Annotated in this window: 18 protein-coding genes; all 18 read left to right on the top strand. The window is 57.2% G+C overall.

Annotated elements, in window-relative coordinates; translation table 11 throughout:
- The first annotated feature begins 98 nt into the window (after positions 1-98).
- The 18 genes from mnmG to ACGK9W_RS16490 all read left to right on the top strand — a co-directional run bounded on the left by mnmG (position 99) and on the right by ACGK9W_RS16490 (position 19,065).
- Positions 99-1,985, top strand: a complete 1,887-nt coding sequence (gene mnmG, locus ACGK9W_RS16575; protein ID WP_092030658.1) for a tRNA uridine-5-carboxymethylaminomethyl(34) synthesis enzyme MnmG — start codon at positions 99-101, stop codon at positions 1,983-1,985.
- Positions 1,986-1,994: 9 nt separating this feature from the next.
- Positions 1,995-2,639, top strand: a complete 645-nt coding sequence (rsmG, locus tag ACGK9W_RS16570; protein ID WP_008172570.1) for a 16S rRNA (guanine(527)-N(7))-methyltransferase RsmG — start codon at positions 1,995-1,997, stop codon at positions 2,637-2,639.
- Positions 2,640-2,689: 50 nt separating this feature from the next.
- Positions 2,690-3,484: a ParA family protein gene (locus ACGK9W_RS16565; RefSeq protein WP_008172572.1), complete on the top strand. Its 795-nt coding sequence runs from the start codon at positions 2,690-2,692 to the stop codon at positions 3,482-3,484.
- A 60-nt stretch (positions 3,485-3,544) separates the two neighbouring features.
- Complete coding sequence (locus ACGK9W_RS16560; protein WP_039881967.1) at positions 3,545-4,420, top strand: ParB/RepB/Spo0J family partition protein; 876 nt, start codon at positions 3,545-3,547, stop codon at positions 4,418-4,420.
- 272 nt (positions 4,421-4,692) lie between these two features.
- Positions 4,693-5,091: a F0F1 ATP synthase subunit I gene (locus ACGK9W_RS16555; RefSeq protein ID WP_008172578.1), complete on the top strand. Its 399-nt coding sequence runs from the start codon at positions 4,693-4,695 to the stop codon at positions 5,089-5,091.
- Between the two features lie 19 nt (positions 5,092-5,110).
- Complete coding sequence (atpB, locus tag ACGK9W_RS16550) at positions 5,111-5,983, top strand: F0F1 ATP synthase subunit A (protein WP_008172580.1); 873 nt, start codon at positions 5,111-5,113, stop codon at positions 5,981-5,983.
- Between the two features lie 75 nt (positions 5,984-6,058).
- On the top strand, positions 6,059-6,316 hold the full coding sequence (gene atpE / locus ACGK9W_RS16545) for a F0F1 ATP synthase subunit C (RefSeq protein WP_012138088.1): 258 nt from the start codon (positions 6,059-6,061) through the stop codon (positions 6,314-6,316).
- Between the two features lie 69 nt (positions 6,317-6,385).
- The gene (locus ACGK9W_RS16540; RefSeq protein ID WP_008172587.1) at positions 6,386-6,856 is read left to right on the top strand and encodes a F0F1 ATP synthase subunit B; all 471 of its coding nucleotides are present in this window, start codon (positions 6,386-6,388) and stop codon (positions 6,854-6,856) included.
- Positions 6,857-6,871: 15 nt separating this feature from the next.
- Positions 6,872-7,408 (top strand): F0F1 ATP synthase subunit delta, encoded by a 537-nt coding sequence (locus ACGK9W_RS16535; protein WP_008172588.1) that lies wholly within the window; start codon positions 6,872-6,874, stop codon positions 7,406-7,408.
- 28 nt (positions 7,409-7,436) lie between these two features.
- Positions 7,437-8,981, top strand: coding sequence for a F0F1 ATP synthase subunit alpha (gene atpA / locus ACGK9W_RS16530; RefSeq protein WP_008172590.1), 1,545 nt, complete (start codon positions 7,437-7,439; stop codon positions 8,979-8,981).
- 75 nt (positions 8,982-9,056) lie between these two features.
- The gene (atpG, locus tag ACGK9W_RS16525; RefSeq protein ID WP_008172593.1) at positions 9,057-9,920 is read left to right on the top strand and encodes a F0F1 ATP synthase subunit gamma; all 864 of its coding nucleotides are present in this window, start codon (positions 9,057-9,059) and stop codon (positions 9,918-9,920) included.
- Between the two features lie 55 nt (positions 9,921-9,975).
- A complete protein-coding gene (atpD, locus tag ACGK9W_RS16520; RefSeq protein WP_008172594.1) occupies positions 9,976-11,370 on the top strand; it encodes a F0F1 ATP synthase subunit beta in 1,395 nt (464 codons plus the stop codon).
- A 47-nt stretch (positions 11,371-11,417) separates the two neighbouring features.
- The gene (locus tag ACGK9W_RS16515) at positions 11,418-11,840 is read left to right on the top strand and encodes a F0F1 ATP synthase subunit epsilon (RefSeq protein ID WP_008172596.1); all 423 of its coding nucleotides are present in this window, start codon (positions 11,418-11,420) and stop codon (positions 11,838-11,840) included.
- 149 nt (positions 11,841-11,989) lie between these two features.
- Positions 11,990-13,354, top strand: a complete 1,365-nt coding sequence (gene glmU, locus ACGK9W_RS16510) for a bifunctional UDP-N-acetylglucosamine diphosphorylase/glucosamine-1-phosphate N-acetyltransferase GlmU (protein WP_405417660.1) — start codon at positions 11,990-11,992, stop codon at positions 13,352-13,354.
- A 30-nt stretch (positions 13,355-13,384) separates the two neighbouring features.
- Positions 13,385-15,217, top strand: coding sequence for a glutamine--fructose-6-phosphate transaminase (isomerizing) (gene glmS, locus ACGK9W_RS16505; RefSeq protein WP_219122606.1), 1,833 nt, complete (start codon positions 13,385-13,387; stop codon positions 15,215-15,217).
- Between the two features lie 101 nt (positions 15,218-15,318).
- On the top strand, positions 15,319-15,789 hold the full coding sequence (locus tag ACGK9W_RS16500) for a hypothetical protein (protein ID WP_008172602.1): 471 nt from the start codon (positions 15,319-15,321) through the stop codon (positions 15,787-15,789).
- A gap of 56 nt (positions 15,790-15,845) precedes the next feature.
- Positions 15,846-16,805, top strand: a complete 960-nt coding sequence (locus ACGK9W_RS16495; RefSeq protein ID WP_405417656.1) for a helix-turn-helix transcriptional regulator — start codon at positions 15,846-15,848, stop codon at positions 16,803-16,805.
- Positions 16,806-16,911: 106 nt separating this feature from the next.
- Positions 16,912-19,065, top strand: a complete 2,154-nt coding sequence (locus tag ACGK9W_RS16490) for a TonB-dependent siderophore receptor (RefSeq protein ID WP_104270960.1) — start codon at positions 16,912-16,914, stop codon at positions 19,063-19,065.
- Positions 19,066-19,285: the final 220 nt, after the last annotated feature.

The raw sequence follows: 19,285 nt of genomic DNA, 5'->3' as shown, positions 1-19,285 counted from the left end.
GCTGCCTCTGGTTAAAATTTGCACATCCTGACTGCAATTTCCCGGGTGAAGCGTTATACTCGCCGCCCGATTTTATCCCCCGATTTCCGAGGTGAGCTGTGGATTTTCCGACCCGTTTCGATGTCATTGTCATTGGTGGTGGCCATGCCGGTACCGAGGCCGCGCTGGCGGCTGCGCGCATGGGTTCCCAGACCCTGCTGCTGACCCACAACATTGAGACCCTGGGCCAGATGTCCTGCAACCCGGCCATCGGCGGTATTGGTAAAAGCCATCTAGTGAAAGAAATCGATGCGCTTGGCGGTGCCATGGCCGAGGCCACGGACAAGGCTGGCATCCAGTTCCGGGTCCTTAACAGTCGCAAGGGACCGGCCGTGCGCGCCACCCGTGCCCAGGCTGACCGTGTGCTTTACAAAGCCGCCATCCGCCATACCCTGGAAAGCCAGCCAAACCTGACACTGTTCCAGCAGGCGGCGGACGATCTGATTGTGGAAAACGACCAGGTGACCGGTGTCGTGACCCAGACCGGTATTCGCTTCAACGCCAGGACCGTGGTGCTTACCACCGGTACTTTCCTGGGCGGTGTTATTCACATTGGTATGCAGCACCATGCCGGCGGCCGTGCCGGTGATGCGCCGGCCAATGCCCTGGCACAGCGCTTGCGGGAACTTCCTTTCAACGTTGGTCGCCTGAAAACCGGCACGCCGCCTCGCATCGACGCCCGGTCTGTGGATTTCTCGGTGATGCAGGAGCAGTGGGGGGATGACCCCACCCCGGTGATGTCCTTCATCGGCAGCCGTAGCCAGCATCCGGAACAGGTTTGCTGCTACGTGACCCGGACTACCGAACAGACCCACGATATTATCCGCAGCGGTTTCGACCGTTCGCCGATGTTTGCCGGCAGCATCGAAGGTGTGGGCCCCCGCTACTGCCCGTCGATTGAGGATAAGGTAAACCGCTTTGCCGACAAGGATTCACACCAGATCTTTGTAGAACCGGAAGGCCTGACCACCAACGAGCTCTACCCGAACGGGATTTCCACCAGCCTGCCGTTTGATATCCAGTTGGCGGCGGTGCGTTCGATTCCCGGTTTTGAAAATGCCCATATCACCCGGCCGGGTTACGCCATCGAATACGACTACCTGAATCCGCAGGACCTGCGCCATACCCTGGAAACCAAGTTTATCCAGGGCCTGTATTTTGCCGGCCAGATCAACGGCACCACCGGCTATGAAGAAGCGGGCGCCCAGGGCCTGCTGGCCGGGATCAACGCTGCCCTGCGGTCGCAGGAAAAAGACGAGTGGTACCCGCGCCGGGACGAGGCTTACCTGGGTGTGCTGGTGGATGACCTGATCACCATGGGCACGTCCGAGCCCTATCGCATGTTTACCAGCCGCGCCGAGTATCGCCTCATCCTGCGCGAGGACAATGCCGATCTGCGTCTGACCGAAACCGGTCGTAAGCTCGGCCTGGTTAATGATGAGCGCTGGCAGAAGTTCAATGACAAGCGCGAGGCGATCGCTACCGAGCGTAGCCGCCTCGAGGTCACCCGGATTCATCCGAATACCGAGGCCGGTGAGCGCGCCAACGGCTTTCTCAAGCAGCCGATGACCCGTGATCAGTCCCTGGCAGAGCTGCTGCGCCGGCCCGAGATTGTCTACAGCCACATTGCCGAGATCGGTGCCGAGAAAGCGGAAGATCCGGTGGTCGCGGATCAGGTGGAAATCGAGATCAAGTACGAGGGTTATATTTCCCGTCAGACGGACGAGATTGAGCGGCTCCGTAAAAACGAGAACACCGCCCTGCCGGTGGATCTGGATTATGACGTCATCGGCGGCCTGTCCAACGAGATCAAGCAGAAGCTCAAGACCGTGCGGCCGGAAACCGTGGCTCAGGCCTCACGTATCCAGGGTGTGACCCCGGCGGCGGTGAGCCAGATCCTGGTGCACCTGAAAAAGCGCGACCTGCTGCGCAAACAGTCGGCCTGATCCGCGCCCATGACCAAGTCACTCTGGCACGGCCAACTCCGGGATGGACTGGCCACGATGGGCCTGTCCCTGGATGAGGATCGGCAGGAAAAGCTGCTGGCTTTTCTGGGCCTGCTTAACAAGTGGAACCGGGCTTACAACCTCACTGCTGTACGTGATGAGCGTGTGATGGTGTCCCGGCAACTGCTCGACAGCCTGAGCATTCTGCCGTGGGTAACGACGGACCATCTTCTGGATGTGGGCGCCGGCGGCGGTCTGCCCGGTATTCCCCTGGCGATCGCCCTGCCCGAGAAGCGCTTTACCCTGCTCGACAGCAACGGCAAGAAGACCCGCTTTCTCAACCAGTGTGTGCTGGAGCTCGGCCTGAAAAATGTCGAGGTTGTCCACGGGCGCGCGGAAGATTGCAATCCTCCGGAACCCTTCAGCCAGATCAGCAGCCGAGCCTTTACCGCGCTCGAGAATCTGGTGAGCTGGTGCGGTGATCTGTTGGCAAATGAGGGTGAGTTCCTTGCCATGAAAGGTCAGTTTCCGGATGATGAAGTGTCTGCCCTTCCGGCTGGCTGGCAGGTAACATCCAGCCATTCCCTGGACGTACCGGGCGCCGATGGCGACCGCCATCTGCTGGTGATCGCCCGGACCGTGAATTCCCGGTAGTTTGGCAGTCCGATTTCTGAACCGGTAACCCATAAACAAGGAGGCAGGACATGGCGCGCGTGATTGCAGTGACCAATCAGAAAGGCGGTGTGGGCAAAACCACCACCTGCGTCAACCTTGCTGCCTCCCTGGCCGCCACCAAGCGTCGGGTGCTGCTGGTGGATATGGATCCCCAGGGCAACGCCACCATGGGCAGCGGTGTGGATAAAAACGCCCTGGAACTGTCTGGCTACGACATGCTGACCAAGCGCGCCAGCGCCGCCGAGGTGATCATTCCCGCCGAGGCTTCCGGCTTCGATATCCTTCCGGCCAACGGTGACCTGACGGCGGCCGAAGTGGAACTGATGAACGAGATCGGTCGCGAACACCGCCTGAGACTGGCGTTGAACACCGTTCGTGATAATTACGATTATATCCTCATCGATTGCCCGCCGTCGCTCAGCCTGTTGACGGTGAATGCCCTGTCGGCGGCAGACTCTGTGCTGATTCCAATGCAGTGCGAGTACTACGCCCTTGAGGGGTTAGCGGCGCTGATGAACACCGTTGAGCAGATTCAGGAAACGGTCAATCCGAATCTGCAGGTGGAAGGCATTCTGCGCACCATGTACGACCCTCGCAACAGCCTTACCCTGGACGTTTCCGGCCAGCTGAGCGAGTACTTTGGCGACAAGGTGTATCGTGCAGTGATTCCCCGCAATGTCCGTCTGGCCGAGGCCCCCAGCTATGGGGTTCCGGCCCTGAAATACGACCGCGCCTCAAAGGGTGCGATCGCCTACCTGGCCCTGGCCGGTGAAATGGTACGCCGCCACGGTTCAAAAAAGACATCCGCGCCGGTTGCGGTGTAACATACCGCCCTGTCACTCACTTAAGCACAACGATATTCAACGGGAAGAATGACTGACACCATGGCGGCGAAGAAACGAGGTTTGGGTGAACGCGGACTGGGCGCCCTGCTGGCGGGCTCCAAGGTCAATCTTGACCAGGAGCTGAAAGACCACGACGGTGAGCTCCGCGAAGTTCCCATTGATCTGATCCAGCGCGGCCGGTACCAACCCCGGCGCGACATGGACCCCGCCGCCCTGCAGGAACTGGCGGATTCCATCCGCCAACAAGGCGTGATGCAGCCGGTGGTGGTTCGTCCCATCGCTGAAGGACGTTACGAGCTGATCGCCGGTGAGCGCCGCTGGCGGGCCACCCAGATGGCCGGCCTGGACAGCATCCCTGCCATCATCCGGGATGTCCCCGATGAAGCCGCCATCGCCATGGCGCTGATCGAGAACATCCAGCGTGAGAACCTCAATCCTATTGAGGAAGCTTTCGCTCTTCAGCGCCTGCAGGACGAGTTTGGCCTGACCCAGGCCCAGGTGGCCGAAGCCGTGGGCAAATCCCGTACGACTATTACCAACCTGCTTCGACTGATCGGTTTGTCCGAAGACGTTCGTATTATGCTCGAGCATGGCGATCTGGAAATGGGCCACGGCCGGGCAATGCTGACCCTGGCGCCAGAACTGCAGATGCAGGTGGCCAAACAGGTGGTGGCCAAATCCCTGTCGGTTCGCCAGACTGAAGCCCTGGTTCGGCGGGTGCAACAGGAAACACCGGACAGCAAATCCCGGAAAAAGGGAGTGGTGGACCCCAACATTCGCGCGCTTCAGGATGATCTGGCGGAGCGATTGGGTGCACGAGTGTCGATCGATCATGGCCAGCGTGGCAAAGGCAAGCTGGTGATCGAGTACAGTTCCCTTGACGAACTCGACGGCATACTGGGCCACATCAAATAAAATCGTCGGGGTTTTGTGCGTCGTCCGACCCCCCTACGAAAGTTCGTATCTGGTTACGTACACAACATGTAGTGGTGAAAAACTGAACGGCCGTCTATTTGTGACGAAAATTGCCAAAACCCAGTTATTACGCCGCTTTTGACGGATCAGCCGGTTCCCGGTTTTGTTGATTCGTGCACATTGAACACATATAATCTGCGGCGCTCGTGTCGGTGTATTTGCTTACTTTTTAAACGACATCGACCGAAAAGCACCGTACTTCCGGAACGAACATGACGAAGGCAGCTTCAGGCGGCATTGGCCGTCCACCCATCGCACGATGGTTTGTTATAGAGAGTGTGGTACTTGTCTTCGTCAGCCTGGCGTTTCTCTTGCGAGGCGAGGTTTCCGGTTATTCAGCGCTGCTGGGTGGACTTATCTTTCTGATCCCCCATGGTTATTTTGCGCTCAAGGCATTCCGCTACGCCGGCGCGCGGTCTGCCAAGAAGATCATGACGTCTTTTTATCAGGGTGAGGCCGGCAAGCTCATCCTGTGCGCCATCCTCTTCACGATGGTGTTCAAATGGATTCAGCCGCTTGATATTGCGGCACTTTTTTTAACATTTGCGATCATGCTGGTCACCAACTGGTTGACACCGCTTCTGGCGGGCAGCAATACGCAGCAAAGCTAACTGGACCTGGGAAACCGTTATGGCAGGAAGTGCATCCGAATATATCCAGCATCACCTCCAGAACCTCACCTACGGTAAACTTCCGGCAGGCTATGAGCGTGCCGACGGTACCGTACTTCAAGATGCAACCTGGACGCTGGCTCACACCGGCAGGGAAGCATCCGACATGGGCTTCTGGGCTCTGCACATCGATTCACTGGGCTGGGCAGTCGCCCTCGGTGCCCTGTTCCTGTTTATTTTCCGCTTGGCCGCCAAGCGCGCCACCTCAGACCAGCCCGGCGGGCTCCAGAACTTTGTTGAAGTGATGGTTGAGTTTGTCGATCAGAGCGTCAAGGAAACCTTCCACGGCAAGAACAAGGTGATTGCGCCGCTGTCGCTGACCATCTTCTGCTGGGTATTCCTGATGAACCTGATGGACCTGGTGCCCGTGGACTTCCTGCCCCAGCTGTTCCACCTGATGGGTCTGGAATACATGAAGGTCGTTCCGACTACGGATGTAAACGTAACTCTGGGCATGTCCCTGTCCGTATTCGCTCTGATCATCTATTACAGCCTGAAAGTGAAGGGCGTGGGTGGCTTCGTTGGTGAGCTGACCCTGCACCCCTTCTCTTCAGACAACCTGTTCCTGAAGATTTTGCTTGTCCCGATCAACTTCCTGCTGGAAGGCGTGAGCCTGATCGCCAAGCCGATCTCACTGGCGCTGCGTCTGTTCGGTAACCTGTACGCAGGCGAGCTGATCTTTATCCTGATTGCACTGCTGCCGTTCTGGGCACAGTGGGCACTGTCTGTACCCTGGGCGATTTTCCACATTCTGGTTATCACCCTGCAGGCATTCATCTTTATGATGTTGACGATCGTGTACCTGAGCATGGCTCACGAAGACAGTCACTGATCGGACACCATTAAGCCGTAGTTCTAAACCCTAAACCCTTAAACTGAAAAACCTAACTGAAAACTGGGAGTTATCATGGAAACTGTAGTTGGAATGACCGCTATTGCCGTTGCACTGCTGATTGGCCTGGGTGCCCTGGGTACTGCGATTGGCTTTGGTATCCTCGGTGGCAAGTTCCTGGAAGGCGCTGCGCGTCAGCCGGAAATGACCCCGATGCTGCAGGTTAAAATGTTCATCGTTGCAGGTCTGCTGGACGCCGTAACCATGATCGGTGTTGGTATCGCACTGTTCTTCACTTTCGCCAACCCGTTTGTCGGCCAGATCGCCGGTTAATCGAGTCGCCAGAGCCGGGGTTTTGCCCCGGTCAGATGATTCTTAACAAAACAGGCGAGAGGTGAAGACGTGAACATTAATTTGACGATGATTGGTCAAGCCATCGCGTTCTTTATCTTTGTCGTCTTCTGCATGAAGTACGTGTGGCCGCCAATCATGGCCGCACTGCAGGAGCGTCAAAAGAAGATCGCTGACGGACTGGCTGCCTCAGACCGCGCTGCGCGCGATCTGGAACTGGCTCAGGAAAAGTCAGCTCAGGAACTGCGTGAAGCCAAGCAGCAAGCTGCTGGTCTGATTGAACAGGCCAACAAGCGCGCGGCCCAGATTGTGGAAGCATCCAAGGATGACGCCCGCAAGGAAGGCCAGAAGCTGATTGAGCAGGCCAAGGCCGAAATTGAACAGGAGCGGAATCAGGCTCGTGACGCTTTGCGTGCAGAAATTGCCAGCATTGCCGTTGCCGGTGCCGAGAAGATCCTGGAAACCTCTGTCGATGCCTCCAAGCACAACGAGATGTTGGAAAAACTGGCGGCAGAACTTTAAACGACGAGGTTCATCATGGCAGAACTGAGAACGCTGGCCCGTCCCTACGCAAAGGCAGCATTTAGTGCCGCTCAGGAGCATGAACAGCTGGCTGAGTGGTCCAAGGTGCTGACGATCGCCGGGCAGGTCACCGCGAACAAAGACATTCGACAGCTTCTCGCGAATCCGGGTCTGGAAGAGCAGAAGAAGGCTGAACTGATTCTGGAGGTCGCTGAAGATGGCGTCACCGATCAGGTCCGCAACTTTTTCGCTGTACTGGCTGAAAACCGCCGGCTGACTCTTCTTCCTGAGATTGCAGCGCTCTTCAACACGTACCGGGCTGATCTGGAGCGCACTGTTGATATCGAAGTTACCGCGGCTTTCGAGCTGACGGACGAACAGCAACAGAAGCTCGCCCAGGCACTTTCGAAGAAACTCGAGCGGCAAGTGTCACTCGCAGCGTCATTGGACAAGTCTCTGATTGGCGGCGTGATTATTCGCACCGGCGATCTGGTCATTGACGCATCTGTACGCGGAAAGCTGACCAAGCTGGCCGACGCTCTGGGCTCCTGATTTCAGCACAAGGTTTGAGGATATTGGCATGCAGCAACTGAATCCATCCGAGATCAGTGACATCATCAAGAAGAGAATCGAGAAACTCGACATCTCTTCCGAAGCAAAGAACGAAGGTACGATCCTGTCGGTATCCGACGGTATCGTGCTGATCCACGGTCTGGCCGACGTTATGTACGGCGAGATGATTGAATTTGCCAACGGCACGTTCGGCATGGCTCTGAACCTGGAGCGTGATTCCGTTGGTGCGGTTGTGCTGGGTGACTACGAAGATCTGGCTGAAGGCCAGAAAGTTCGTTGCACCGGCCGCATCCTGGAAGTACCGGTTGGTCCGGAACTGATGGGCCGTGTGGTCGACGCTCTGGGTAACCCCATCGACGGCAAGGGCGACCTCGGTACCGACCTGACCTCTCCGGTCGAAAAGGTTGCACCGGGTGTTATCGCTCGTCAGTCCGTTGATGAGCCGGTTCAGACTGGTCTGAAGGCAATCGACACCATGGTGCCGATCGGTCGCGGCCAGCGTGAGCTGATCATCGGTGACCGTCAGATCGGTAAGACCGCTGTCGCCATCGACGCGATCATTAACCAGAAAGACACCGGCATCAAGTGTATCTACGTTGCCGTCGGTCAGAAGCAGTCTTCCATTGCCGCCGTTGTGCGCAAGCTGGAAGAGCACGGTGCCATGGATCACACCATCGTGGTTGCCGCCGGTGCCGCCGATCCTGCAGCGATGCAGTTCCTGGCTCCGTACTCCGGTACCTCCATGGGTGAATACTTCCGTGACCGTGGTGAAGACGCCCTGATCATCTATGATGATCTGTCCAAGCAGGCTGTGGCTTACCGCCAGATCTCCCTGCTGCTGCGTCGTCCGCCAGGCCGTGAAGCATACCCGGGTGACGTATTCTACCTGCACTCCCGTCTGCTGGAGCGTGCGTCCCGTGTTAACGCTGATTACGTTGAGCAGCTGACCAACGGTGAAGTGAAAGGCCAGACCGGTTCCCTGACCGCTCTGCCGATCATTGAAACCCAGGCTGGTGACGTATCCGCGTTCGTACCGACCAACGTAATCTCCATTACCGACGGTCAGATCTTCCTGGAAACCAACCTGTTTAACTCCGGTATCCGTCCGGCGATGAACGCCGGTATCTCCGTATCCCGGGTAGGTGGTTCGGCCCAGACCAAGATCATGAAGAAGCTCGGCGGTAACATCCGTCTGGCTCTGGCCCAGTATCGTGAACTGGCCGCTTTCGCACAGTTTGCTTCCGACCTCGACGAAGCAACCCGTCAGCAGCTTGAGCACGGTCAGCGTGTAACGGAACTCATGAAGCAGAACCAGTACAGCCCGATGTCTGTGGCTGAAATGGGTACGGTTCTGTTCGCAGCCAACGAAGGCTTCCTGGACGACGTTGATGTCGACAAGGTAGTGAAGTTTGAAGCGCAGATGCTCGACTGGATGCGCTCCGAGCAGAAAGACCTCCTCGACAAGATCAACGAGAAAGGCGATTACAACGACGAAATCGCTGCCGGCCTCAAAGCTGCACTTGAGAAATTCAAGACCACTCAGAGCTGGTAAGAAAACGGGCCTGCGGCAATTGTCGCGGGCCGCTTTTCGTAGCAACGAGTGTCTAACTTGAGAAGGCAGTGAGTTATGGCCGTCGGCAAAGAAATACGTAACCAGATTTCAAGCATCAAGAGCACGCAGAAAATCACCAGCGCCATGGAAATGGTGGCTGCGAGTAAAATGCGTAAGGCTCAGGAACGCATGCAGGCAACTCGCCCGTATGCCGACAAGATGCGTCAGGTGATCGGGCACATTGCCAAGGCGAATGCTCAGTACAAGCACCCGTTCATGGTCGAGCGCGAGGTAAAGCGCGTGGGCTATATCGTGGTGTCAACTGATCGTGGCCTCTGTGGTGGTCTGAACATCAACCTGTTCAAAGCGCTTGTCCGTGAAATGAAAGCGTGGAAAGAAAAAGGAGTGGAAACCGATCTGTGCGCCATCGGGCAGAAAGGGGCTTCCTTTTTCCGGAGCTACGGCGGCAATGTCGTCGCGGCGCTGACCCATCTGGGGGACAGCCCGAGCTCTGAAAAACTCATCGGCAACGTCAAGGTTATGCTGGATGCGTTCTCGGAAGGCAAGATCGACCGTCTTTATGTGGTCAGCAACGAGTTCGTCAACACCATGACCCAAAGCCCGAAGGTCGAGCAGCTTCTGCCCCTGCCTGAGAGCGAAGACGAAGAAGAGATCAAGAACCAGTGGGATTATCTCTACGAGCCCGATGCCAGGCAGATCCTCGATGGCCTTCTGCCACGTTTTATTGAATCCCAGGTGTACCAGGGTGTGGTAGAAAATCTGGCATGTGAACAGGCAGCCCGGATGATCGCCATGAAGAGCGCAACTGATAACGCCGGTAGCATTATCGACGAGCTTCAGCTGGCTTATAACAAGGCGCGTCAGGCAGCCATTACCCAAGAGATATCGGAGATTGTGAGCGGCGCCGCTTCGGTCTGATCCGACCCACAATCCAACTGGTTTTATTGACTATCAAGATAACGAGGAACCGAGCATGAGTAGCGGACAAATCGTTCAGATCATTGGCGCGGTTATCGACGTGGAATTCCCACGTGACTCCGTACCCAAAGTATATGACGCACTGCTGCTTGAAGGTGGCGAAACAACTCTGGAAGTCCAGCAGCAGCTGGGTGACGGCATTGTTCGTACCATCGCCATGGGCAGCACCGAAGGCCTGAAGCGTGGCCTGAAAGCAGAAAACACCGGCAACCCGATTTCGGTACCGGTTGGTACCCAGACTCTGGGCCGTATCATGGATGTTCTGGGTCGTCCTATCGACGAAGCCGGCGAGATCGGCGAAGAAGAGCGTTGGGCGATTCACCGTAAGGCACCGGGCTATGCCGATCAGGCAGCGTCTGCGGACCTGCTGGAAACCGGCATCAAGGTTATCGACCTGATCTGCCCGTTCGCCAAGGGTGGTAAGGTTGGCCTGTTCGGTGGTGCCGGTGTTGGTAAAACCGTAAACATGATGGAGCTGATCAACAACATCGCGAAAGAGCACTCCGGTCTCTCCGTATTCGCAGGTGTTGGTGAGCGGACCCGGGAAGGTAACGACTTCTACTACGAAATGAAGGAGTCCAACGTTCTCGATAAGGTTGCCATGGTTTACGGCCAGATGAATGAGCCCCCTGGAAACCGTCTGCGTGTGGCCCTGACCGGTCTCACCATGGCCGAGAAGTTCCGGGACGAAGGTCGTGACGTACTGTTGTTCGTCGACAACATCTACCGTTACACCCTGGCAGGTACCGAAGTATCCGCACTGCTCGGCCGTATGCCGTCTGCGGTAGGTTACCAGCCGACTCTGGCTGAAGAGATGGGTCAGCTGCAGGAGCGTATTACCTCCACCAAGAACGGTTCCATCACGTCCATCCAGGCGGTATACGTACCGGCGGATGACTTGACTGACCCGTCGCCTGCAACCACCTTCTCGCACCTGGATGCTACCGTTGTACTGAGCCGTGACATCGCTTCCAAGGGTATCTACCCGGCGATCGATCCGCTGGATTCCACCTCTCGTCAGCTGGATCCGCTGATCATCGGTCAGGAGCATTACGAAGTGGCCCGTGGCGTGCAGACCAACCTGCAGCGCTACAAGGAGCTGAAAGACATCATCGCCATCCTGGGTATGGATGAACTGTCAGAAGAAGACAAGCTGACTGTAGCCCGTGCCCGTAAGATCGAGCGTTTTCTGTCCCAGCCGTTCCACGTTGCTGAAGTATTCACCGGTTCCCCCGGTAAGTACGTTTCCCTCAAGGAAACCATCAGCAGCTTTAAGGGCATCCTGAATGGCGACTATGATGAACTGCCCGAGCAGGCGTTCTACATGGTTGGTACCATTGAGGAAGCGGTCGAGAAAGCGAAGGAAATGAAGAGCAAGGCAAAGAGCTAATCTGAGCCGACGCATTTGTTTCCGGATCGATCAAAGAGGCAACTGACATGGGTATGACCGTGCATTGTGATGTGGTAAGTGCCGAAACAAAGATCTATTCCGGATTGGTGGAAATGCTGATCGCAGCGGGCTCTGAAGGTGACCTGGGTATTGCCCCGGGTCACACCCCACTGCTGACCCAGCTGAAGCCGGGCCCTATTCGGATTATCAAGCAGGGCGGTGAGGAAGAAATTCTTTACGTGTCCGGCGGGTATCTGGAAGTCCAGCCCAATCTGGTGACTTTGTTGGCGGATACCGCTGTTCGTGCAAAGGATGTGGACGAAGCAGCCGCGCTCGAAGCTCAGAAAGAAGCCGAGAAAGCACTTGCCAACAAGACTGGTGAATTCGAGTACTCCCGTGCCGCTGCAGAGCTGGCCGAGGCTGTTGCCCAGCTTCGTACCATCCAGCAGCTGCGTAACAAAATGCGCTAAGCATTTCCGTTTCGGGTTTGCCGAACACCGAAGCCGCATCCTGAGCGGCTGGAAGACCAACGTGTTGCGTTGGCCGTCCGGCCCTGAAGGGTGCGGTTTTTTTATTTTCAGCATTCAGAGAGTAAACACTCCGGGAGCCTGACTTTTCCATGAGCCCGCTACACGTCGTCATTCTGGCCGCTGGCCAGGGTTCCAGAATGAAATCCGCACTGCCAAAGGTGCTGCATCCGATTGCCGGCCACCCTATGCTTCATCACGTGATCGACACCGCCAAACAGCTTGGCGCCGAGAGGATCCATACGGTCATAGGTCATGGTGCTGACAAGGTTCGGGAAACCACCGATGAGGCCTCGGTAAACTGGGTCACCCAGAGTGAGCAGTTGGGTACCGGCCATGCTGTGGCTCAGGCCCTGCCGGATCTTCCCGATGACGCCCGTGTTCTTGTGCTTTACGGCGATGTGCCTCTGACTCGTCATGAGACGCTCGACGGATTGGTTGGGACACTTGATGACCACACCCTGGGTTTGTTGACCGTCACCATGGACAATCCCCAGGGATACGGACGGATTGTCCGGAGTGCTGATGGCGACGTGCAGTCGATCGTCGAGCAGAAAGACGCCTCTCCCGAGCAGCAGCAGATCCGCGAAGTGAACACCGGGATACTTGCGGTGTCGGCGAAACACCTGAAAACCTGGTTGCCGACGCTCTCCAACAGCAACGCCCAGGGCGAATATTATCTGACCGACATCATTGCCATGGCGGTGGAACAGGGTCTCCGTATTGCGGTGTCCCAGCCGGAGAATCCCTATGAAGTCCAGGGAGTCAACAATCGCCTGCAACTGGCTGAACTGGAACGCTGGTTCCAGCGCCAGCAGGCTGACCGGCTGATGACAGAAGGAGCGACACTCGCGGACCCCTCCCGGATAGATGTCCGTGGCGAGCTGAGTATCGGCAATGACCTCTGGATTGATGTGAACGTGGTATTCGAGGGCAAGGTCAGCCTTGGCAGTAATGTATCCATTGGCTCCGGTTGCGTCATCAAGGACGCCACCATTGCAGATGGCGCGGAGATCAAGGCCAACAGCGTGATTGAAGGGGCCGTAATTGGCGCCAGCGCCCAAATCGGGCCGTTTGCACGTATCCGGCCGGGCACGGAACTGGCGGCCAACACCAAAGTGGGCAACTTCGTGGAAACCAAAAAGGCCATTGTGGGTGAGGGCAGCAAGATCAACCATCTCAGCTATGTGGGTGATGCCTCACTGGGCCGTAATGTGAATGTGGGTGCAGGAACCATCACCTGTAATTATGATGGTGTGAACAAGTACCGGACGGTGCTCGGCGATGGTGTTTTCGTAGGTTCTAATTGTTCGCTGGTCGCCCCGGTTACCGTTGCGGCCGAGGCCACCATAGGCGCAGGATCGACCATAACTCGCGACGTTGCCGACCACGAGTTGGCTGTCGCCCGGGGCCGGCAGCGCAATATCGCCGGTTGGGAAAAGCCGAAGAAACACTGATACAAACGATCAACAGACAGGTAGAACAGCATGTGTGGAATTGTAGGCGCGGTTTCGGAAAGGGACGTTCAGGGTATCCTTCTTGAGGGTCTGCGCCGTCTGGAATACCGGGGATATGATTCCGCCGGTATGGCCGTAATTGGTGGAGACCACAGTGTCCAGCGCGCTCGTGAAGTGGGCAAGGTAGCCGCCCTGGCGGAAGCTATGGAAGCTAATCCCCTGGCAGGCCACCTGGGCATTGCCCATACCCGCTGGGCAACCCACGGCGAGCCCTCTCAGATCAACGCCCATCCGCACATGTCCGGCGACCGGCTGGCTATTGTCCACAACGGGATCATCGAAAACTATCAGGAGCTGCGTGAGGAATTGCGTGCTGACGGTTTCGAGTTTACGTCCCAGACCGATACCGAAGTTGTCGCGCACCTGATCGAGAAACACTACCGCACCCTGGGTAATCTCCATGATTCTGTGCGTTCGGCGATCGCCCGTTTGCGTGGAGCCTATGCCCTGGCGGTGGTACACGCCGACGAACCGGAGCACCTCGTGGTATGCCGTGAGGGCAGCCCCCTGGTCATTGGTGTGGGTATTGGCGAAAACTTCATCGCGTCTGACCAGCTGGCGCTGCTGCCAGTGACCGACCGGTTCATGTTCCTGGAAGAAGGCGATATCGCCGATATCCGAAAGGACGCCATTGCCATTCTCGACCGCGATGGCAATGCCGTTGAGCGGGAAGTAACACGCTTCGAGCACGGCGCCGATTCCGCCGACAAGGGCGAGTATCGCCACTTCATGCTCAAGGAAATCTACGAGCAGCCGAAGGTGATCAAGGCGACCATGGAAGGCCGGGTCACCAGGACCCGGGTACTGGAACAGGCCCTCGGGACCGAGGCCGCCAACCTTCTGGAGAACGTTCGTCATGTCCAGATCATTGCCTGTGGCACCAGTTACCATGCCGGTATGGTGGCCCGTTACTGGATTGAGGAGCTGGCGGGCGTTGCCTGCTCCGTCGAGGTGGCTTCCGAATTCCGCTATCGCAAACACGTGATCCAGCAGGACACCCTGTTCCTCTGTATTTCCCAGTCCGGCGAAACCGCCGATACCCTGGCGGCCCTGCGTCAGGCGAAAAAAGCAGGTTTCCGGGCAGCATTGGCCATCTGTAACGTGCCGGGCAGCTCCCTGGTTCGCGAATCCGACCTGGTGATCATGACCCAGGCGGGACCGGAAATCGGCGTGGCCTCTACCAAGGCGTTCACCACCCAGCTCACGGCTTTGCTGATCTTTACCCTGGCCCTGGCCCGTCATAATGGGCTGCCCGAGGAGCAGGAAGCTGAAATCGTCGAGGCTCTTCACCTCGTGCCTGGCCAAGTCAGCGATGTGCTGGCCCTGGATGGCGAGATCGCCGAGATGTCCAAGGCATTCATGGATAAGAACCACAGCCTGTTCCTGGGGCGCGGTTCCCAGTTCCCGGTGGCTCTTGAAGGTGCCCTCAAGCTCAAGGAAATCTCCTACATCCACGCCGAGGCCTATCCTGCCGGCGAGCTCAAGCACGGCCCCCTGGCCCTGGTCGACAGCGAAATGCCAGTGGTCACTGTCGCTCCCAACAATGACCTGGTTGAGAAGCTGAAATCCAACCTGGAAGAGGTCCGGGCCCGCGGCGGTGAACTGTTTGTCTTTGCTGATAAAAAGGCCGACGTCAAAGCGGAAGAGGGCCTGCACGTGATGCAGATTCCGTCCGTGCATCCGATTACCGCGCCGATCGTGTACACCGTGCCACTGCAGCTGCTGTCCTACCATGTGGCCGTGTTGAAGGGTACCGATGTGGACCAGCCGCGGAACCTGGCCAAGAGCGTCACTGTAGAATAGCCCCGCAGGCCAGCAAGGCCTCGATCACAGAATAAACGTTTTCTTGTATTTCACGATAATGATAATTATTATCATTATCGTGAATAAACAAGGAGAACGTGATGGAATTCCTGTGTCCCAATCACCGCCAACAGTTCGCGGACCTGCCGCTGGAAGAACGCAAAGACCTCTGGCTGTTCTGGATGGAGAATGCCCACGACTGCAGTGAGCAGGGGCAGTGGCGGGATGTTATCTCGCTGGCTGGCAGCGCCTTCGATCTTGCTTGCCTGCACGGGCCGCGGGATGAATCCTGCATGCACATCGAACTGACTCTCTCAGCCATACTGGTCTCCCGGGCCCTTTCCGATCGCGGTGAGCGGGCCGGTATGGACGCGGTGATTCTCCGGGCACTGGAGAGCCTTCAGCACCCGGACCATGCCGCCCCCATCGACGGTTGCTGTGATATCCACGACTGCGTTTCTGTGCTTATAGATCCTTCACGGCACGCAGACTTTTTTGCTGACTACCTGAACTGGCCCTCCTTACCTTTCGTTCCACCGAAACGGGCAACTATGGTACGGACGCTCCATTGACCTCGTAACCGGACAAACACAGGCACAGTTAGCAGACCAGGTTGGATAGGCGTGGAGTGGGCAGGTTGCACACATTCAGTCAGGCAGATTTCGAACGTTTCGGGCAGCTTTACGACATAGAATTTCGGTTTCCGGCCATCCAGGGCGACACCGGAAGTGATGACCGTATCGTTGCCCGGGGTGAGATTGCCGAGTACAGCCTGGCTTCGGGTTTTCGGTTTACGTTTTCTTCGCTTCAGGTGCTCCAGGCGTATGAATCAGTCTCTTCTGGTCATGCGCCGTTGCTTGTGCTGGTCGTTCTGGATGGCACCGTTGAGCTTACCCTCGGGTCGGTCGAACACGTTCTGTCATCGGGTAATGCTGTCAGCATGCAGCTGCACCCGGACTATCCGTTACGGGCGCACCAGCCTGAGCAAGAGCATCTGCAAATTGTGGCACTCGCTTTCGACCCACGCGGCGCAACATTGGACCACGTCTCCTCCAGCTTACAAGACCTGACCATTCTTCCCAGGGTTCCCCTGCGTCAATGGAGTGTGCCCCACCCGTTCGAGGAGTTGCTGCGGACCCATGCACGCCTCACGATGACCGTCGCCCAGAAAAGCCTGGTTTTGGAGGGCCTCGCGCTGCAGCTTGCCGGATTGGGTCTGGCAGGCGACGAGCATGAATCCCCGGATGCTCCGGTGGTTCCGGTCCAGCAACGTCAGCGACTTGAGCTCGTAAGGCAGCATCTGGAGTTCACCCCGGACCATGACCACACCCTAAAGGACCTCGCACAGATGGCTGCCATGAGCCCAAGCGGCTTGCGAGTGAAATTCCGGGCGATGTACGGCGTGCCGGTGTTCGACTATCTCAGAAAATGCCGACTTCGGTTGGCAAAGCATTATCTGGAGCAAGGCTTCAGTGTTGAACAGAGCGCGAACAGGGTGGGTTACACCCACGCGACCAATTTTTCGACGGCGTTTCGCCGAGAGTTCGGCTTTTCTCCCCGACAACGGGCGGCCAATCACAAGAAATAGCATTGCGCATAGGTTTTTTGGCTTCTGGAATACCAAAGCTCGGATCTAAACGACAATAATTCGCATTACACTTAAACTTGTAAAGCGCGTTGTTTGGAGCTGATCAATGAATTCGTTACGTGATAATCGCCAGTACTTACTCCCGTCCGGCCTGGCCTTGGCCATAGCCGGGGTTCTGGCAAGCCCGATACTGTACGCGCAGGAAGCGAATATTACCGAGCTGGATGCCATTGAAGTATCGGCAGATGCCGCCGAACCGAGCGGCACCGCACCGAGTGATGGCTACACCGCAGAGGCGACCGTTACCGGCACGAAAACAACCACCAACGTGGTTGAAACGCCCCAGTCCATTTCCACAGTCACAGCGGATCAGATCGAGGACCAGAACGCGGCCAACCTGGGCGAAGTTCTGCGTTATACAGCCGGCGCCCGAGGCGAGACCTTTGGTTTCGAGCCGCGCACCACGTTTCTGAGAATACGCGGCTTCGATGTGGCCACCAGTGGCTTGTTTCGTGACAACCTGAAACTGGCGAACCCCGGCTTTGCCGCCGGTTACAGCCTGGAGCCCTATGGCGCCGAGCGCATTGATGTGCTCAAGGGGCCTTCTTCCGTTCTGTACGGACAAGCGGGCCCGGGTGGGTTGGTGAACTATGTGTCCAAACGTCCTACTTTCGACACCCGTCGAGAAGTGCGCGTTGAGGCTGGTACCAACGATCTGGTCCAGGGCCATTTTGATATCAGTGGGGCGGTGAACGACAGTGATACCCTCGCGGTTCGCCTGGTGGGCCTGGTTCGCGACAGCGAAACCCAGGTGGATTTTGTCAACGACGACCGAAAGTACCTGGCCCCCAGCCTGACCTGGCAGCCCACGGACGCCACCCGACTGACGGTATTGGCGCACTGGCAGTACGACGATACCCAGCCATCTCAACGTTACCCGTTGCAGGGCACGTTGGAGCCAAATCCGAATGGCCCGATTCCTGACAACCGGTTTACCGGCGAGCCAGGGTACGATGCCTATGAGCGTCGCGAGAGTGCCATTGGTTACGAGTTTGAGCACCGCATCAATGACCAGATAGTTCTGCGTCAGAATGTCCGGGACTACCGTAACGATGTTGACGACCAGACCATCTACACCACCGGTTTGCTGGCGGATCAGAGAACCATTACCCGGTCGCGCTTTGACAGTTTCGGTCGCATTGACGGACTGGTCATGGATAACCAGCTGCAGTTGACCGCTCAGGCGGGCGCGGCAGAGCACACGGTATTGGTCGGCCTGGACCATCAGGATATCGATGTGTCATCCCGGCAGTTCTTTGGGGCCGCCAGTAACCTGGACATCTATGATCCTGTCTATGGGGCGCCTGTCCCTGATGCCCCGTTGTTTAAAGACGAGGACGGACAACTCAAACAGACCGGCATTTACCTTCAGGATCAGATCCGGGTAGACCGTTGGACGGTTTCCCTTGGCGGCCGGTATGACGTGGCCCGTTCCGAGACACTCAATAATCTCACCGGCGCCACAGCTAGCCGGGAAGACGAGGCCTTCACTGGTCGTGCCGGTGCCAGTTACCAGTTCGCGAATGGCTTTGCCCCTTATGTGAGCTACATGGAGTCGTTTCTCCCCACCACAGGTACCGATGCGGCCGGCAACCCGTTCGAGCCCGAAACCGCACACCAATATGAGGTGGGCGTAAAGTACCAGCCCAATACGGACACGCTGGTGACACTGGCCTGGTTCGACCTGACCCGGGAAGACTACCTGACCACCAACCCATCGACCTTCGCCAATGAGCAGAAGGGCGAGGCCAACTCACAGGGCCTTGAGATGGAAGCGCGCACCCGTCTGTTCCATGCGCTGGATGTGATCGCCAGCTATAGCTATACCGACGCCGAGATCACCAAAGCCAGCAATCCGGTGGAAGAGGGCGAGCCGCTGGAATACACACCGGAACATGAAGCGGCCTTGTGGGGAAAATACAGCTTCCGGGGCGGCATGCTGCATGGCCTGGGGCTGGGTGCCGGCGTGCGTTACATCGGCGAGAGTTTTGGCGCGGCGTTCAATGCGGATAATTCTGCCCTGGAAGTACCGGATGTCACCCTGGTGGATGCTGCGATTACCTACGACATTGGCCAGGTGTCGCTGGGGCTGCATGCCCAGAACCTGCTGGACGAACAGTATGTAGCAACGGCTTTCGACAGCTCCGGTACGTATGGCACCCGTCGTGAAGTGACCGGTTCCGTTACTTACCGGTTCTGATTGCATTATCCTCCCGGCGCAGGGACGCGCCGGCTCCGACCCATTTTCTCAACAGACCCTATCAGTGTCCTTCCCCCAGAACATTTGTGTATTTTTTTCACAAAGCGACCTCACAGCCACGCAAATCGGTTAAAATACGCGCGCTACATCTTTGTTGATCAAGTAATACTACGAAGATATCTGTGTTGATCAGCGCCCATTCCCCATTTGCTTGTTAGTA

The sequence above is a fragment of the Marinobacter flavimaris genome, assembly GCF_045057155.1.
In the GTDB taxonomy this organism is placed as follows: Bacteria; Pseudomonadota; Gammaproteobacteria; order Pseudomonadales; family Oleiphilaceae; genus Marinobacter; species Marinobacter manganoxydans.
The sequence above is the reverse complement of the archived record's forward strand: the minus strand, read 5'-3'. Positions and strand labels throughout refer to the sequence as shown.